At 69.2% G+C, this 15,676-nt stretch carries 12 protein-coding genes; 1 reads left to right on the top strand and 11 read right to left on the bottom strand.

Features of this window, described 5'->3' with window-relative positions; genetic code table 11:
• Positions 1–26: 26 nt before the first annotated feature.
• From QTI45_RS33110 to QTI45_RS33070, 9 genes are all read right to left on the bottom strand, one after another.
• Positions 27–803 carry an SDR family NAD(P)-dependent oxidoreductase gene (locus QTI45_RS33110; RefSeq protein ID WP_286657378.1) on the bottom strand — a complete coding sequence of 259 codons (777 nt, stop codon included), beginning with the start codon at positions 801–803 and terminating at the stop codon, positions 27–29.
• A 22-nt stretch (positions 804–825) separates the two neighbouring features.
• The gene (locus QTI45_RS33105; protein ID WP_286372385.1) at positions 826–1,983 is read right to left on the bottom strand and encodes an acyl-CoA dehydrogenase family protein; all 1,158 of its coding nucleotides are present in this window, start codon (positions 1,981–1,983) and stop codon (positions 826–828) included.
• Positions 1,984–2,001: 18 nt separating this feature from the next.
• Positions 2,002–3,243: a thiolase family protein gene (locus QTI45_RS33100; RefSeq protein ID WP_286657377.1), complete on the bottom strand. Its 1,242-nt coding sequence runs from the start codon at positions 3,241–3,243 to the stop codon at positions 2,002–2,004.
• A gap of 33 nt (positions 3,244–3,276) precedes the next feature.
• Positions 3,277–4,062, bottom strand: a complete 786-nt coding sequence (locus QTI45_RS33095; RefSeq protein ID WP_286657376.1) for an enoyl-CoA hydratase/isomerase family protein — start codon at positions 4,060–4,062, stop codon at positions 3,277–3,279.
• A 109-nt stretch (positions 4,063–4,171) separates the two neighbouring features.
• Positions 4,172–4,642 carry an MFS transporter gene (locus QTI45_RS33090; protein ID WP_286657375.1) on the bottom strand — a complete coding sequence of 157 codons (471 nt, stop codon included), beginning with the start codon at positions 4,640–4,642 and terminating at the stop codon, positions 4,172–4,174.
• The gene (locus QTI45_RS33085; protein ID WP_286657374.1) at positions 4,642–5,442 is read right to left on the bottom strand and encodes an MFS transporter; all 801 of its coding nucleotides are present in this window, start codon (positions 5,440–5,442) and stop codon (positions 4,642–4,644) included. Before QTI45_RS33085 ends, QTI45_RS33090 begins: the two co-directional genes overlap by 1 nt.
• A 5-nt stretch (positions 5,443–5,447) precedes the next feature.
• Positions 5,448–6,947, bottom strand: coding sequence for a coniferyl aldehyde dehydrogenase (locus tag QTI45_RS33080; RefSeq protein ID WP_286657373.1), 1,500 nt, complete (start codon positions 6,945–6,947; stop codon positions 5,448–5,450).
• The gene (locus QTI45_RS33075; protein WP_286372380.1) at positions 6,944–8,683 is read right to left on the bottom strand and encodes a GMC family oxidoreductase; all 1,740 of its coding nucleotides are present in this window, start codon (positions 8,681–8,683) and stop codon (positions 6,944–6,946) included. Before QTI45_RS33075 ends, QTI45_RS33080 begins: the two co-directional genes overlap by 4 nt.
• Positions 8,680–10,986, bottom strand: a complete 2,307-nt coding sequence (locus tag QTI45_RS33070) for an arylsulfatase (RefSeq protein ID WP_286657372.1) — start codon at positions 10,984–10,986, stop codon at positions 8,680–8,682. Before QTI45_RS33070 ends, QTI45_RS33075 begins: the two co-directional genes overlap by 4 nt.
• 150 nt (positions 10,987–11,136) lie before the next feature.
• Between QTI45_RS33070 and QTI45_RS33065 the strand changes: the two genes are divergently transcribed.
• Entirely contained in the window at positions 11,137–12,180 is a 1,044-nt protein-coding gene (locus QTI45_RS33065) for an AraC family transcriptional regulator (RefSeq protein WP_286657371.1), read from the top strand.
• Here QTI45_RS33065 and QTI45_RS33060 read toward each other — a convergent pair.
• Positions 12,116–14,602 carry an efflux RND transporter permease subunit gene (locus QTI45_RS33060; RefSeq protein WP_286372377.1) on the bottom strand — a complete coding sequence of 829 codons (2,487 nt, stop codon included), beginning with the start codon at positions 14,600–14,602 and terminating at the stop codon, positions 12,116–12,118. The two genes, QTI45_RS33065 and QTI45_RS33060, sit on opposite strands and share 65 nt — an antisense overlap.
• Positions 14,602–15,666 carry a WD40/YVTN/BNR-like repeat-containing protein gene (locus QTI45_RS33055; RefSeq protein ID WP_286657370.1) on the bottom strand — a complete coding sequence of 355 codons (1,065 nt, stop codon included), beginning with the start codon at positions 15,664–15,666 and terminating at the stop codon, positions 14,602–14,604. The genes QTI45_RS33060 and QTI45_RS33055 overlap by 1 nt, the downstream gene beginning before the upstream one ends.
• Between the last annotated feature and the right edge of the window lie 10 nt (positions 15,667–15,676).

Below are 15,676 nucleotides of genomic sequence, written 5' to 3'. Positions count from 1 at the left end.
CTCTGGTTGTGGAAGGAAGGAGCCGCTCAGCGGGCGCGCAGGCGGGCCGCGCCGTCGAGGCGGATGGTCTCGGCGTTCACATAGGCGTTCTCGACGATGAATGCGCAGCAATGGGCGAATTCGCGCATGTCGCCGAGGCGGCGCGGCGCTTCCATCTGCTCCTTGAGCGAGTCGAGCACCCTGGCGTCAAGGCCCGCGACCATGGCGGTCAGGAACAGGCCCGGCGCGATCGCGTTGACCCGTACACCGATGGCGCCGAGTTCGCGCGCCGCCGGCATGTTCATGCCGATGATGGCGGCCTTGGACGCCGCATAAGCGGTCTGGCCGACCTGGCCCTCGTAGGCGGCGCCCGACGAGACGTTGATCACGACACCGCGTTCCTCTCCGACCTCGGCCTCGTTCCTGGCCATCTGCTCGGCGCACTTCGACATCACGTTGAAGACGCCATTGATGTTGACCGCGGTGGCCTGCGCGAAGCGCGCCAGCGGCGCTGCCCTGCCCTCTTTGCCGAGCAGCTTGAAGCCGCTGGCGATGGCGGCGCCGTTGATGCAGATGTGGATGGCGCCGAAGCGCTGCATCACCGCATCGACCGCGGCCTGCACCGATTCCTCGCTGGCGACGTCGGTCTGCACGAACAGCGCATGCTCGGCACCGAGCTCGGCCACGGCCTGCTGGCCAGCTTCGAGGTTGAGGTCGAGGATGGCGACGCGCGCGCCCTTCTCCTTGACCATGTAGGCGGCGGTCGCCAGGCCCAGGCCCGAGGCGCCGCCCGTGATCACGATGGTCTTGTCCTTGATACGCATGATGGGTCTCCGTGGAGGGTTCTTAGAACGCGTTGATGCCGGTCAGGGCGCGGGCGATGAGCAGCTGCTGGATCTGCGTCGTGCCCTCGGGGATCGGCGCCACGATGGCTTCGCGGGCCAGCTTCTCGACCAGGAATTCGCGTGTGACACCGTTGCCGCCGTGGATCTGCACCGCCTGGCGCGCCACCGTCACCGCAGCTTCGCAAGCGAAGTACTTGGCCATCGCCGCTTCCATCTCGGCCGGCACGCCGGCCTGGATCATCTCGGCGGCGCGGTAGACCAGCAGACGCGAGGCATCGACCTGGGTTGCCATCTCGGCCAGCATGGCGGCGATCAGCTGGTGGCCCGCGATCACCTTGCCGTGCTGCTTGCGCTCGGTGGCATAGCGCACCGCTTCTTCCAATGCGCGCCGGCCGAGGCCCAGGCCCTGCGCCGCCACGAAGACGCGCGAACGCTCGAACATGGACAACGTGTTCTTGAGCGCCTCGCCCTCGTTGCCGATCATGTGGGTGGCCGGCACGCGCACGTCATTGAGGAAGATCTGCGCGGTCGACTGGCTGTTCCAGGCGATCTTGTGAATGTCGCGGACCTCGTAAGGGTGTTCCTTGCGGTCGAGCAGGAAGTGCGTCAGGCCACGGCGCGGGTCGTCGCCGGTGCGGCAGGTGCAGATCAGGAAGTCGGAGTAGGAGCCGTTGCTGATCCAGGTCTTCTCGCCGTTGAGCACATAGTGGTCGCCGTCGCGGCGGGCGCGGGTCTTGATCTCGAGCACGTTGGAGCCGACGTCGGGCTCCGAGATGCCGATGCTGCAGAACAGTTCGCCGCTCACCAGGCCCGGCAGATAGCGTTCGCGCAGGTGCTGCGGCGCCAGCTGCTGCAGCATGTAAGCGCCGAAGGAGTTGATGAGCACCGGCACCGAGAGGTCGGCCGAGGTGGTCGCGACCTCCTCGAACAGCATGATCATCGTGAGCCAGTCCAGGCCCATGCCGCCATGCGCCTCATCGACCGTGCCCGAGATCAAGCCGAAGCGCGAGAGCTCGCGCATGAGCTTGCCCATCAGCGGCTTTGGCACCAGCGTGTCGCGGTACTCCTTGCTGAAGATCGGTTCGACCTCGGCGGTGAGAAAGCGCTGCAGCCCGTCAACGGCGGCCTGCTGCTCTTCGGTTCTGATGACGTGTCCCATGATGTCTCCGTGTGTGGGTTACTGCTTGGCCAGGATCGTGATCGCGACCACGGCTTCCTCGATGCCGTAGAGGCCGCCGCCGTTCTCCTGGATCGCGATGCGCGCGCCCTCGACCTGGCGCGTGCCGGCCTCGCCGCGCAGCTGCGTGACCAGCTCGTGCAGCTGGCCCAGGCCCGTGGCGCCGATCGGATGGCCCTTGGATTCGAGGCCGCCCGAGGGGTTGATCGGGATCCGCCCGCCAATCGTGAAGTCGCCGCGCTCGGCCGCCGGGCCGGCTTCGCCGAAGGGCACCAGCATCAGCGACTCGGCATTGAGGATCTCGCCCATCGCGGTGGCGTCGTGCACCTCGGCAACATCGACGTCGGCGGGCGAGACGCCGGCCTGCTCATAGGCCTTTTTCGCGCCCAGATGGGCCACGATCTTGTGCGGCTCGTCAATGCCGCGCGTGCTGCCGGTCTGCACCACGCTGGCCAGCACGCGCACCGCGCGATGGGCTTCGGCCGTCATGCGCTTGAGGCCCTCGGCATTGCAGAGCACGACCGCGGCGGCGCCGTCGCTGATCGGCGCGCACATCGGCAGGGTCAGCGGATAGGCGATCGGCGGCGCGGCCAGCACCTGCTCGATGCTGCAGGGCTCGCGGTACTGCGACAGCGGGTTGTGCACCGAATGCTGGTGGTTCTTGGCCGCCACCGCGGCGATCTGCCGCTGGGTCGTGCCGTAGGCCTGCATGTGCTGACGGCAGAAGGCGGCGTAGACGTCCATGAAGACGCTGTAGGGCTTCTCGGACATGGTGCCGGGCGGCGGCACGATCGCCTGTCCCATCGCCATCAGCGCGGCACGGTTCTGCTCTACCGTGGCGACGTCCCAGCCACCGTCGAAGGCGCCGAACATCCTGGCCTTGTCGGGGATGTTCATCTTCTCGGCTCCGACCGCGAGCGCGATGTCGCAGCTGCCCGCGCGCAGGGCCATGGTTGCGAGGTTGAAGGCCGAGGAGCCCGAAGCGCAGGCGTTCTCGACGCTGAAGACCGGAATGCCCTCGATGCCGAGGCGGCGCATCGCGATCGGCCCGGGAATCGCGGTCTGGCCCTGAAACTGGCCGTTGGTCAGGGTGGAGTAGAACGCCGAGCCGATGTCGCCGAGGGTGCAACCGGCGTCGGTCACGGCCAGCAGCACCGCCTCCTCAACCATGTCGTAGACCGTGCGCTCGAGCAGACGGCCGAAGGGCGTCATGCCGACGCCCACCACGTAGATGTTGTTCACTTTCTGGGTCTCCTTGTGGGGTGATCGGGCGCCTCAGCGGCCCGTGAACTTCGGTGCCCGCTTCTCGGCGAACGCCGTCAGGCCCTCGTGGAAGTCGGCCGTGCGCATGTGCTGACGCAGCATCACCTGCTCGTGCAGCAGCGCATCGGCGCCGGTCTTGTCGGCCGAGGCGCGCGCCACCTCCTTCATGCGTCGCAGCGCGATCGGGCTCTTCTTGGCGATGTGGCGCGCCAGTTCGAGCGTGGCCTCGGCCAGGGCGTCGTCGGCATGCACTTCGCAGACGAGGCCACAGGCCTTCATCTCGGCGGCCGTGAGCGACTTGCCCGTGAACAGCAGGTACCTCGCCATGTTGAGCGGCACCAGCCGCGGCAGGAGGGCGGCACCGCCCGCGCCCGGGTAGACGCCGAAGTTGGCATGCGCGTCGGCGATCGTGGCGCTCTCGGCCGCGACCACGATGTCGGCGCACATTGCGAGCTCGAGGCCACCGGCCATGGTCACGCCGTTGAGGGCCGCGATGACCGGCTTTGGGAAGCCGCGCAGCTGGCCGAACACCAGGTTGGCGCGGTCCAGGAAGTCCGCCTCGCCGGGCGCGAGATCGGCGCCGGCCAGCACCTCCTTCAGGTCCGCGCCGGCGCAGAAGGCCGGGCCGTTGCCGGTCAGCACCAGCACGCGGATCTCGTCGTTGGCCGCGAACTCGGCTAGTCGGCGCTCGAGCTGCGCCAGCGTCGCGAGGTTCATCGCGTTCATGGCGCGCGGGCGGTTCAGCGTCAGGCGCGCAACGGCGCCGAAGGCTTCGCAGATCAGGATGTCGTCGTTCATGTCTTGTCTCTTTTCAGGGCGTCCGATGGGTTCGGAAGTGCGTGGTGGGATGCTAGAAGTGGCTTCCTCTCGCCACAGGTCATTGCAGCGGATTCGCCGGTCCCGCGCTTCAGGCGGGCGCGAAGCGCGCCGCATCGCGCTCGTAGCTGCGCGCGGCCAACAGAAACAGCGCGGCAGCCCCGAACGAGAGCAGCGGCGCGAGCGTGAGCGCGGTCTTCAGGTCGACCAGGTCCGACAGCAGGCCGACCAGGAAGGGCCCGGGCGCCAGGCCCAGCAGGCTGGCGCCGAGCACCGCGGTGGCGGTGACCGTGGCCCGCACCGCCGGGTGGGTGACATCCATCACGATCGCCACCGCGCAGCCGCCATGGGCCACCGCGAACACCGCGCCAGCCAGCACCAGGCCCAGTGCGAGGCCACTGGGCGGCAGGCCAAAGCCGAGCATCAAGAGCGCACCGCAGATCGCCGCATAGGCGCCCGGAACCACCGCGCGCAGCCGCGGCCGGCCTCGGCTCAGCCGGTCCGAGATGCCACCGCCGAACAGTACGCCGAGGCCCGCAGCCAGGACCGCCAGCGCCGCCATCAGGGCCGCACGACGCGGCTCGAAGTGTAAAAGCGATGCAGGAAGGTCGGCATCCAGGCGATCAGGATCGAGGGGATCGCCATCTGCAGCCCGAAGGCCAGGAAGCTCAGGTTGCCCGAGCGGGCGACGAACACCTGCCGCACCAGTTGCGCCAGCGGAGCCTTGGCACTGCCGTTCGCACCCAGCGGCGGCGCCACGTAGTCGCGCACCACGAAGGGATAAGCGAGCGCCAGCAGAAGGCCCGGCGCGCCGACCACGAAGAAGGCGGTGCGCCAGCCAAACTGGCTCGCGACCGCGCCGCCGATGACCACGCCGAGCACCGAGCCGAACAGGCCCGCCGACTGGAAGGCGCCCTGGATCGCCGCCCGCCGGCCCACCGGGAACACCTGGGCCAGCAAGGCGGCGCCGGCGGCGGCATAGGCCGCCTCGCCGACGCCGACGACCGCGCGCGCCAGCAGCAGCTGCGTGTAGTTGGAAGCCAGGCCGCACGCGATGGTCGCCAGGCACCAGACGAAGGCCATCACCGTGATGCTCCGCACGCGGCCCCAGCGATCGGCCAGCAGCGACAGCGGCAGCGTGAGCACGCCCACCACCACCGAGACGATGCTGACCAGCGCGCCGAGCTGCGCATCGGACACGCCCCAGTCGGACTGCAGGAAGGGGAACACGGCGCCGATCACCTGGCGCGACAGGTAGTCCGACAGCATCAGGCCGAAGGTCAGCGCGAACACGGCCCAGGCGTAGCCGCCGGCCGCCGGCGTCGAAGTGGACGAGGATGGCGCGCCACGCGCGTCGGGCACGGACCTCATCGCGCCGGCCCTTGCTTTTGCACCGGCGGCGGTTCCGATGGGGCTCCGGCGGTCAGCTCAGCATGTCCGGCGGCGCCGTGGCCGAGGAACTGCTTCATGATCAGCTGCTGGATGTGCGAGCCATAGGGCGGCCGGAACAGATGGATCGGAAACCAGCGCCGCACCGTGAACACCGACTTGGCATGCGACAGCGCGCGAAAGCCCTCGGGTCCACGCCAGCTGCCCATGCCCGAGTTCCCGCTGCCGCCGAAGGGCAGGTCGCACTGGAACACGTGCCAGGCCCAGTCGTTGATCGTCATGCCGCCGGCCGGCACGTCACGCGTGAGGCGCCGAGCCTCGCCGCTGTCGTTGCCGTAATAGTAGAGCGCGAGCGGGCGCGGGCGCGCCGTCACGAAGGCCACCGCCTCGTCGATCGAGTCGCAGGCCAGCACCGGCAGGATCGGGTTGAACAGCTCCTCCTGCATGATCCGCATCTGCGGCGAGACGCCGGTCACGATCTGCAGCGGGATGATCCGGCCGCCGTCGCCGGCACCGCACGAGGTCACGCTGGCACCCTTCGCCACCGCGTCGACCAGCAGTTCGCGCACGCGGTCGGCATGGCGCTCGGAGGCCATGCTCGTGTAGTGCGGGTCCTGCACCGGGTCGGGCACCATGCGATGGAACTCGCGCACCGTCGCGGCGACGAATTCGGCGATGCGCTCGGGCGGTACCAGCGCATAGTCGGGCGCGACGCAGGCCTGTCCGCTGTTGAAGAGCTTGCCGTGGGCGATCGAGCGCGCCACGGTCCCCATCGCGGCCGAGCGCCCGACGATCGCCGGCGACTTGCCGCCGAGCTCGAGCGTGACCGGCGTCAGGTTGACCGAGGCGGCGCGCATGATCTCGCGCCCGACCGCGGGCGACCCGGTGAACACGACGTGGTCGAGCGGCAGGCCCGCGAAGGCCCGGCCGATCTCGACGCCGCCGTCGAACACCGCCACCTGGTCCGCGGCGAAGACCTCGGCCAGCATACGGCGCAGCACCTCGGTGCAGCGCGGCGAGAACTCCGACATCTTGATCATCACGCGATTGCCGGCCGCGATCGCGGTCACCAGCGGGCCGACCGATTCCACCACCGGGAAGTTCCAGGCCGCGATCACGCCGACCACCCCCTTGGGCTGGTAGACCACGCGGGCCCGGTTGCCGAGGAACATCCAGTCGACGCCGCGCCGCTCGCTGCGCATCCATCGCCGCAGATGGGCCAGCGCATGGTCGATCTGCAGCGCCGGCCCGAGCACGTCGAGCATCTTGCATTCGGATTCCGAGCGACGGCCGAAGTCCTCGCTCATGGCCCGCGCAAGTGGATCCTGCCAGCGCTGCAGCGCGAGGCGCAGCGCCTTCAGGTCACGTCGGCGATCGGCCAACGAGGGAAAGGGCGCCGCCTGGAAGGCCTGGCCTTGCAGCGCCAGCGTACGGTGCAGGGCGTCGATGGCGGCGTTGGAGAGGAGAGCCGTCGTCATGCGGCCACCACCGAAAGTCGCGCTTGCGGGTCCACTGCGGACGGCGCTTCGCCATCAGGAGTGGCCAGGGCATCGCCGCGCGCGGCGAGCTCGGCCGCGGCCTTGATCATGTCTGCCGCCTTCTCGGCAATCATCACGGTCGGCGCGTTGGTGTTGCCCGAGACGATGTCGGGCATCACCGACGCATCGACTACGCGCAGCCCCGTGACGCCCTTCACGCGCAGCTGGGCATCGACCACGTCGTCCGCGCCGTTGCCCATGCGGCAGGTGCCGACCGGATGGTAGGCGCAATCAGCATTGGCACGCACCAGCTGTTCGATCTCGGCATCGGTCCGGGCCCAGGCCGAGCTCTTCGATTCGCGGCCGCCGAAGCGCGCCAGCGCGGGCTGCCGCATGATCTGGCGCACGCTTTTGAAGCCGCGCACCAGGCAATCGACGTCGCTCTGCTCGGACAGGAAGTTGGTGTCGATCAGCGGCGGCGCCATCGGATCGGCACTCGCGATCGAAACACTGCCACGCGATCGCGGGCGCAGCATACCGGCATGCACCGAGTAGCCGTTGCCAAACAGGATCTTGCGGCCATGGTCCATGATCTTCGCGACCACGAACACCACCTGCAGGTCGGGCACGGTCTCTTCGGGCCGCGTGCGCAGGAAGCCGTTGCCTTCCGCGAAGTTGGTGGTCAGCAGGCCGCGGCGATGCCGGACCCACTGCACCAGGCCCTTGAGCAGCCCCCAAGCGCTCGTGAGCGACAGCCCGATCAGGCCGCGCGAGGCGCCGCCCTCGTAGGTATGAACCAGGTCGATGTGGTCCTGCAAGTTCTGCCCCACGCCCGGGGCGTCGAGCACCAAGGGGATGCCGTGCTTGCGCAGGGTGTCGGCCGGGCCGACCCCCGAGAGCATGAGGATCTGCGGCGACTGCAGCGCGCCGGCCGACAACAGCACCTCGCGCCGCGCCGTCACACGCCGCGCGACGCCCTGGGCATCGACATAGTCGACCGCCACGGCGCGCCGTCCCTCCATCACGATGCGCGTGGTGCGGGCGCGGGTGAGCACCCGCAGGTTGGGGCGGGAGAGGTTCGGCGTCAGGTAGCCCTTGGCGGTGCTGCAGCGTTCGCCGTTCTTCTGCGTCACCTGCGTGAGGCCCACGCCTTCGAGGAAGGCGCCGTTGAAGTCGGGGTTGGGCCGGTGGCCGGCCTGCACTGCCGCCTCAACAAAGGCGCGCGCGTAGACGCTGGGCTCCATCACGTCGGCGACGTTGAGCGGGCCGCCGGCACCGTGGTACTCGGAGTTGCCCCAGAACTCGTTGTTCTCGGCCTTCCTGAAATACGGCAGCACCTCGGCATAGCTCCAGCCCGCATTGCCGGCGGCGGCCCAGCGGTCGTAGTCGCTGCGGTCGCCGCGGATGTACATCATGCCGTTGATCGAGCTCGAGCCGCCCAGCGCCTTGCCGCGCGGCTGGTAGCCGATGCGGCCGTTCAGGCCCTTGTTGGGCAGCGTCTTGAAGGCCCAGTTGAAGATCGGATACGGCATCACGACCGGCAGCCCGGCCGGGCAATGGATCAGCGCGCTGTGGTCGGGGGCGCCGGCCTCGAGCAGGCAAACCTGCACCGCGGGGTCTTCGCTGAGCCGCGCCGCGAGCACGCAGCCGGCCGATCCGCCGCCGATCACGATGTAGTCTGCCGGGCGCGAATCGATCTGGACCGGCGATGACGAGGTGGATGCAAGACTTGTCATGGCGTGCAGACGACGTGCACGTCCGCGATGCGGCCGTTGAAGCGGAATGGCGCGCGCTCGGCGTAGGCCAGCGAGACCGGCGACCCGAGGTCGATGCCGACGTCGAAGGTCTCGCTGGCGGTGAAGCACAGCGGCGCCGTGAACGGCGTGCTGCCGCGCGCCACTTGGACCCCGTCGACCCGCATCACGAAGCTCGCGGGCGCGCCCGGCGCCGGGCCGGCCATCACGGTCTGTAGCTCAATGCGGCGCGCGCCAGGCCCAATCGGCTCGGCGCTGCAGAGCCGCGTGCGCATCACCGTGAGGCAGTTGTATTCGAAATACAGGTGGCCCGCATCCATGTACAGCGTAAGGCCGCCGGCCATGCCGCCGAGCGCGTACAGCACGCCCTCGCCCGCGGCCGGCACGGTCAGCTCGACGGTCACCGTGTTGCCGCGTGCGCGCAGGTTCGGTGCGCAGAATTCGGGCAGCCGCGTCACGTCAGCGGTGAAGTGCCATTCGGTCTGCGCGGTGCCGATGCGCGCCGCGGGGTTCAGCAGCGGACCCAGGCCGGCGCCGATCGGATAGACGTTATTGGCGCGAGCCTCGGCGTCGAACAGCGCCTGCAATTCGGCCAGCTTCTCGGGATGCTGCGCCGCCAGGTCGCTGGCTTGCGAATAGTCGCTGCCCAGCCGATAGAGCGACCAGGTGTCCTCGTCGGGATTCCAGTTCGCATAGGCTGCCGCGGTGGCCGACAGCCAGGGCAGGCGCGGGCCGAACACCGAGGCCATCCAGCCGTCCGCGTAAATGCCGCGGCTGCCGAAGATCTCGAAATACTGTTGCGCCTTGCGCGTCGGCGCCGCGGCATCGGCAAAGCTGTAGGCCAGGCTCAGGCCGTCGATCGGATCCTGGGCGACGCCGTGGACCGACGTCGGCGGCACGATGCCGATCAGCTCGTAGATGGTGGGCGCGATGTCGTTCACGTGATGGAACTGGCCACGCACCGCCGGATCGGCCGTGATGCCCTTGGGCCACGACACCGCCATCGGCACCCGCGTGCCCCCGAAGTAGCCGGCCACCAACTTGGTGCCCTGGAACGGGCTCTCGCCAGCCCAGGCCCAGCCCGCGTGGTACATGTTGGCAATCAGCGGCCCCCCCAAGGCATCGAGGCCGCCGTACTGCTCGTCGAGGATCTTCATCTGCTGGGCGAACGGGACCGGCACGCCGCTGATCGAGAGGATCTCGTTGATGGTGCCGCCCGCGCCCTCGGCCGAGGCCCCGTTGTCCGACAGGACATAAAAGATCAGCGTGTTGTCGCGCAGCCCGAGCCGCTCGAGCTCGTCGACGACCTTGCCGGCCTGCACGTCGGCATGCTCGAGGAAGCCCGCGTAGACCTCCATGAGCCGGGCCTGGTAGCGGCGCTCTTCCGGCGGCAGGCTTTCCCAGGCGGCCAGCGTGTCGGGCCGGGGCGTGAGCTGGCTGTCGGCGGGAATCCAGCCCATCGCCTTCTGCCGCTCGAAGGCCTGCTCGCGGTAGACGTCCCAGCCGCCATCGAAGCGGCCCTTGTACTTGTCCGACCATTCGGCGAAGACCTGGTGCGGCCCGTGCACCGCGCCGGGGGCCCAATACATGAAGAAAGGCTTCTCGGGCGCCAGCGCATGTTGCTCGCGCAGCCATCCGGTGGCCTGCGCGGCCAGGTCCTCGCTCAGGTGGTAGGTCGAGTCCTTGGGCGGCTCGATCGGCGTCGTGTTGCGATACAGGCTCGGCTGGTACTGCGAGGTCTCGGCCGCGATGAAGCCATAGAAATGGTCGAAGCCGCAGCCGGTGGGCCAGCGGTCGAAGGGGCCGGCGGCCGAGGTCTGCAGCGCCGGCGTGTTGTGCCACTTGCCGAAGGCGGCCGTGCGGTAGCCGTGGTGCTTGAGAACTTCGGGAATGGTGGCGGCGCTCCTCGGGATTTCCCCCGTGTAGCCGTCGAAGTCGCTCGCGAACTCGGTGATGGTGCCCGATTCGACCCGGTGGTGATTGCGCCCGGTCAACAGCGAGGCGCGCGTGGCCGAGCAGATGGCGGTGGTGTGAAAGGCGTTGTAGCGCAGGCCGGTGTCGGCGATGCGGCTCAAGGTCGGCGTGTGGATCTGCCCGCCCACCGTGTCGGCATGGGCGAAGCCGACGTCGTCGAGCATGATCACGAGCACATTGGGCGCGTCAGCGCGCAGCGCCGTGCCGCGACTGCGCCACTCATGGGTCGATTCGGCCAGGGTCCGGCCGGCCACGCTGGCGCTCGGCGTGCGGGCGAAGGGAAGTTCGCCGTCGCGGGAATTCGAGGTCATCCGTCTTGTCTCCGGGTGTCTTGCTTCTGGGGAGACCCAGTCTAGGAACGCGACCCCTGCAGCACCGGTCTTTGCGGCCAATTCGATGGTCCCGCCAGACCGGGCAAAACCAGATTGTCAAAACCCACGCTTGCCGCCACCATCGCGGCAATGAACCTTCCCCTGCCCTCCGCCGGCGCCCCGGCCCGGGAGCCGACCACGATCGGCGGTTACGTGCTCGCGATCTCCAAGGCGCTGCAGGCCAGCGGCGTCGACAGCACCCGCGTGCTGAAGGCCGCCGGGGTGCCGCTCAACATGACCAATGACCCGATGAGCCGCCTGCCCGTCAGCACGCTCACAAGGCTCTTCCGCGCCTGCGCCGATGTCACGGGCAGCCCATACTTCGGCCTCACAGTGGCGCGCTTTATCCATATCTCGAACCTTCACGCACTGGGTTATGCCCTGGCCGCGAGCGCCGACCTGCACGAGTTCTGCCACCGGTTGGAGCGCTACTTCCGGCTCGCCTCGCAGACCAGCGAGATCACGGTGGTCGAGTCCAAGGAAGAGCTCGCGTTGAAGATCCGAACTCTGGTCGACCTCTCGCCCGAGACCGAGGACGCCTTCCTCGGCTTCCTGGTGCTGGCCATGCGCCAGCTCTACAAGCCCGACTTCAACCCGCTGCGGGTGTCGCTGTCTCATGCCTTGCCACGCGAAGGCGCTGGCCCCTACGAGGCGCTGTTCCGCGCCCCCGTGAGCTTCGACCAGCCCGGGCCGATGCTGGTGCTGCCGCGCGCCGACCTGCACAACCCGCTGATCGGTGCCTGCGCCGAACTGGCCCAGCTCAACGACAATCTCTCGAACACCTACCTGGCGCGGCTCGAGAAGGACGACGTCGTGACCCGCGTGCGGCAGAAGATCATCGAGTTCCTGCCGAACGGCATCTGCACCCGCGACAAGATTGCCGATGCGCTCGCGATGAGCCCGACCACCTTGCAGTTCAAGCTGGCCGAGCGCCAGACCAGCTTCCAGGACCTGCTCGACGCCACGCGCAAGGAGCTCTCGACCGGCTATGTGCGGCAGTCCTCGCTGTCGATCACCGAGATCACCTTCCTGCTCGGATTCAGCGACACCAGCAACTTCACGCGCGCCTTCAAGCGCTGGCAGGGCGTTTCACCCACCGCCTTCCGAGAGGGCGCGCGGCCGACGCCGCCCTGAAGTGCCGGTCGCCGAGCAGGAAGTACGACAGCGCCGGGATCAGCACCAGCGCGCCGACCATGTTCCAGACAAACATGAAGGTCAGCAGGATGCCCATGTCGGCCTGGAATTTGATCGGCGAGAACACCCAGGTCACCACACCCGCGGCCAAGGTCACTCCGACCAGCGCAACCACCCGGCCCGTGAACATCAGCGCCTCGGCATAGGCCTCCGCCAGCGACAGGCCGCGCCGCTGCGCCGCCAGCTGCACGCTGAGCAGGTAGAGCGCGTAGTCCACGCCGATGCCCACGCCCAGCGCGATCACCGGCAGGGTCGCGACCTTGACCCCGATGCCCAGCAGCACCATCAGCGCCTCGCACAGGATCGAGGTCAGCGCCAGCGGAATCACGGCGACCAGCACCGCCCGCCATGAGCGGAAGGTCAGGAAGCACAGCGCGATCACCGCACCATAGACGTAGACCAGCATCGTCCGGTTGGCTTCGCGCACCACGATGTTGGTCGCCGCCTCGATGCCGGCCGAGCCGGCGGCCGGCAGCAGTTGCAGCAGCGCCGGGTCAACGGGGTTCTGCGCGTTGAAGCGCTCGACCGCGGCCAGCACGCGGTCGAGCGTGTCGGCCTTGTGGTCACTCAGGTAGGCCACCAGCGGCATCACCGAGCATTCGGTGTTGAAGAGCTCCGGGTTGTTCACGCTGGCCTGCTGGGCGCCGTAGTTCAGCACGTCCTGGTTGCGGCTGATCGTGAGCCACTTGGGGTTGCCCTCGAAGGAGCCGGCCGTGATCTGGCGCACCACGTCCTGCAGGCCCACCGTGGCGCGCACCTGCGGCAGCTGCTGCAGCTCCCAGGCCAGCCGGTCGACCTGCAACAGGGTCTCGTACTTGAGGCAGCCCTCCTTGGGCGTCTTGACGATGACGGCGAACACGTCGCTCGACAGCGCGTAGTTCTTCGTCACGAAGGCCTCGTCGCGGTTGTAGCGCGAGTCGGGGCGCAGCTCGGGCGCGCCGGGGTCGAGGTCGCCGACCTGAAGCCCGAGGCCCAGCGCGAAGCCGCCGGCCGCCAGCAGCGCCGAGGCCAACAGCGCGGACAGCGCCCAGCTGCGCCGGGAAGCGAAGCGCACCAGCAGCAGCCAGACCCGGCCGCCCTCGCCCAGGGCCTGCGCGTGCTCGAGTCGCATGCTGCGCGCGGCCGCGGCCGGGCTTACGCCCACGTACGAGAGCAGCACCGGCAGCAGCAGCAGGTTGGTGAAGATCAGCACCGCGACCCCGATGCTCGCGGTCAGCGCCAGCTCACGGATGACGGGAATGGGGATCAGCATCAGCACGCCGAAGCCCACCGCATCGGCCAAGAGCGCCGTGACGCCGGCCAGGAACAGGCGCCGGAAGGTGTAGCGCGCAGCCACCAGCCGGTGCGTGCCGCGGCCGATGTCCTGCATGATGCCGTTCATCTTCTGCGCGCCGTGGCTGACGCCGATCGCGAACACCAGGAACGGCACCAGCATCGAGTACGGATCGAGCTCGAGCCCGACGAGCGTCACCAGTCCGACCTGCCAGACGACCGCCACCAGCGAGCAGGCCAGCACCAGCGCCGTGCTGCGCAGGCAGCGCGTGTAACCGTAGAGCAGCAGCCCCGCGATCAGCGTCGCCATGGCGAAGTAGCTCATGACCTGCACCAGCCCGTCGAGCAGGTCGCCGACAATCTTGGCGAAGCCGATCACGTGCACCTTGACGCCCCAGGGCTTGCCGTCGGGCGCGAGGCCGCGCTCGTACTTGTCGCGGATCTTCTGTTCGAGCTCCTGCGACAGCTGCCGGTAGTCGAGCCGCTGCGTCTTGCCGCCGCCGTCGAGCAGCGGCACCACGATCGCGCTCGACCTGAAGTCGTTGGCGACGACGCTGCCGACCAGCCCGGCGCGCGCCACGTTGAGGCGCAGCCGCTCCACGCCGGCGCTCGCGCCGTCGAAGTTGTCGGGCATCACGGGGCCGCCCTGGAAGCCCTCCTCCGTGACCTCGGTCCAGCGCGTGGACGGGGTCCACAGCGACTTGACCCAGGCCCGGTCGACGCCCTTCATGAGGAACAGGTCGTCGCTGATGTGCTTCAGCGCATCGAGGTAGCGGGCGTCGAAGATGTCGCCGGCCTGGTTCTCGACCACCACGCGCAAGGTGTTGCCCATCCCGCGCAGCTCGCTGCGGTTGTCCAGGTAGTTCTGGATGTAGGGATGACCGACCGGGATCATTTTCTCGAAGCTCGCGTTGAGCGCGATGCGCGAGGCGAAGAAGCCCAGCACCAGCGTCGCCGCGACGCAGGCCAGGCCGACCCAGAGGCGGTGGTTGAAGACCGAGCGTTCGAGCCAGCTGCCCGAATCGCGCGGGAAGTCGGCCAGGTCGCGCACGACCGGCATGCGGTCGAGACCGGATGAATGTGACGACATCAGCTGTCCTTGGTCGTGAAGGCGAGGCTGCGCAGGCCGCGCGGCCCGCAGAGCACGAGCGTTCTGGGGTCGGCGAAAGCCACGGCCGCAAGGGGCATCGCGGGCTTCAGGCCCGACGCCGTGAAGTGCAGGCCGCCGTCGGCGCTACGCACCAGGTTGCCGGCCTGGTCGGCCAGCACCACGGTGCCGTCGGCCGCCACCGCGCCGCTGACGATGCTGGCGGGCAGGCCGGTCGCGACCGGCTGCCAGCTGCGGCCTTCGTCGGCGCTCAGGAAGGCGTGGCCGCGCATGCCGAAGGCCAGCACGCCGGCACCGGTGGCAACGATGCCGAAGAAGCTGCCCGGGTAGGGTGAGGCCAATGCATGGAAGCGGGCACCGTCCGGCTCGCGCTTGAGCAGCAAACCGCCCTCGCCCGCCGCATACAGCGCACCTCGACTGGCGCAAATGGCGTGGAGGTTCAGCAGGCCGGGGTTGTCAACGCGGTCGAACCACGGCGTCCAGCGCTGGCCCCCGTCACGCGTCTGCATCACGAGGCCGTAGGCGCCGACGACGAAGCCGTTGACGGCATCGGTGAAGACGAGGTCGAGGAAGGGCTTGTCTGGCCCGGCCTCGGCGTTGCGGCGGGCCTCCTCGAGCAGCTTGAGATCCTGCTCGCTGGCATCGGACGCCGCCACCCGGGCTCGCATGTGAGCCAGCACCAGCGCGTTGGCCTGGCGGCCGTCGAGCAGCAGTTGCCAGCGCTGGCCGCCGTCGCGGGTGCCGAGCACCGTGCCGTCATGACCGGTGGCCCAGCCCGTGTCGGCATCGACGAAGGCCACGGCCGTCAGGTCCACACTCACCGGCACCAGCGCCTGCGCCCAGGTGCGGCCGCCATCGCCGGAGCGCAGCACGTGGCCGCGCTGCCCCACTGCGACCAGGCGGTCGCCGCCGCGGGCGATGCCCGTGACCAGACGCTGGGCGGCGAGCGCGCTGGGCTGGGCGGGGCGCGGCGTCACCTCGGCCCCCGGCACGGCCGCGCTCGCGAGCGACCCCAAGGTGGCGAGCAGCAAGCCTCGGCGGTGCATCGCGGGCTCC

The sequence above is a fragment of the Variovorax saccharolyticus genome (genome assembly GCF_030316765.1).
GTDB lineage: Bacteria > Pseudomonadota > Gammaproteobacteria > Burkholderiales > Burkholderiaceae_C > Variovorax > Variovorax saccharolyticus.
Note: the sequence above shows the minus strand (reverse complement) of the source record. Positions and strands in the feature narration are given on the sequence as shown.

What these genes read in the sequence shown, in the direction of transcription:
- QTI45_RS33110 (WP_286657378.1), bottom strand. Translation starts at nt 803, where the DNA reads ATGCGTATCAAGGACAAGACCATCGTGATCACGGGCGGCGCCTCGGGC.
- QTI45_RS33105 (WP_286372385.1), bottom strand. Translation starts at nt 1,983, where the DNA reads ATGGGACACGTCATCAGAACCGAAGAGCAGCAGGCCGCCGTTGACGGG.
- QTI45_RS33095 (WP_286657376.1), bottom strand. Translation starts at nt 4,062, where the DNA reads ATGAACGACGACATCCTGATCTGCGAAGCCTTCGGCGCCGTTGCGCGC.
- QTI45_RS33090 (WP_286657375.1), bottom strand. Translation starts at nt 4,642, where the DNA reads ATGGCGGCGCTGGCGGTCCTGGCTGCGGGCCTCGGCGTACTGTTCGGC.
- QTI45_RS33080 (WP_286657373.1), bottom strand. Translation starts at nt 6,947, where the DNA reads ATGACGACGGCTCTCCTCTCCAACGCCGCCATCGACGCCCTGCACCGT.
- QTI45_RS33075 (WP_286372380.1), bottom strand. Translation starts at nt 8,683, where the DNA reads ATGACAAGTCTTGCATCCACCTCGTCATCGCCGGTCCAGATCGATTCG.
- QTI45_RS33070 (WP_286657372.1), bottom strand. Translation starts at nt 10,986, where the DNA reads ATGACCTCGAATTCCCGCGACGGCGAACTTCCCTTCGCCCGCACGCCG.
- QTI45_RS33065 (WP_286657371.1), top strand. Translation starts at nt 11,137, where the DNA reads ATGAACCTTCCCCTGCCCTCCGCCGGCGCCCCGGCCCGGGAGCCGACC.
- QTI45_RS33060 (WP_286372377.1), bottom strand. Translation starts at nt 14,602, where the DNA reads ATGTCGTCACATTCATCCGGTCTCGACCGCATGCCGGTCGTGCGCGAC.
- QTI45_RS33055 (WP_286657370.1), bottom strand. Translation starts at nt 15,666, where the DNA reads ATGCACCGCCGAGGCTTGCTGCTCGCCACCTTGGGGTCGCTCGCGAGC.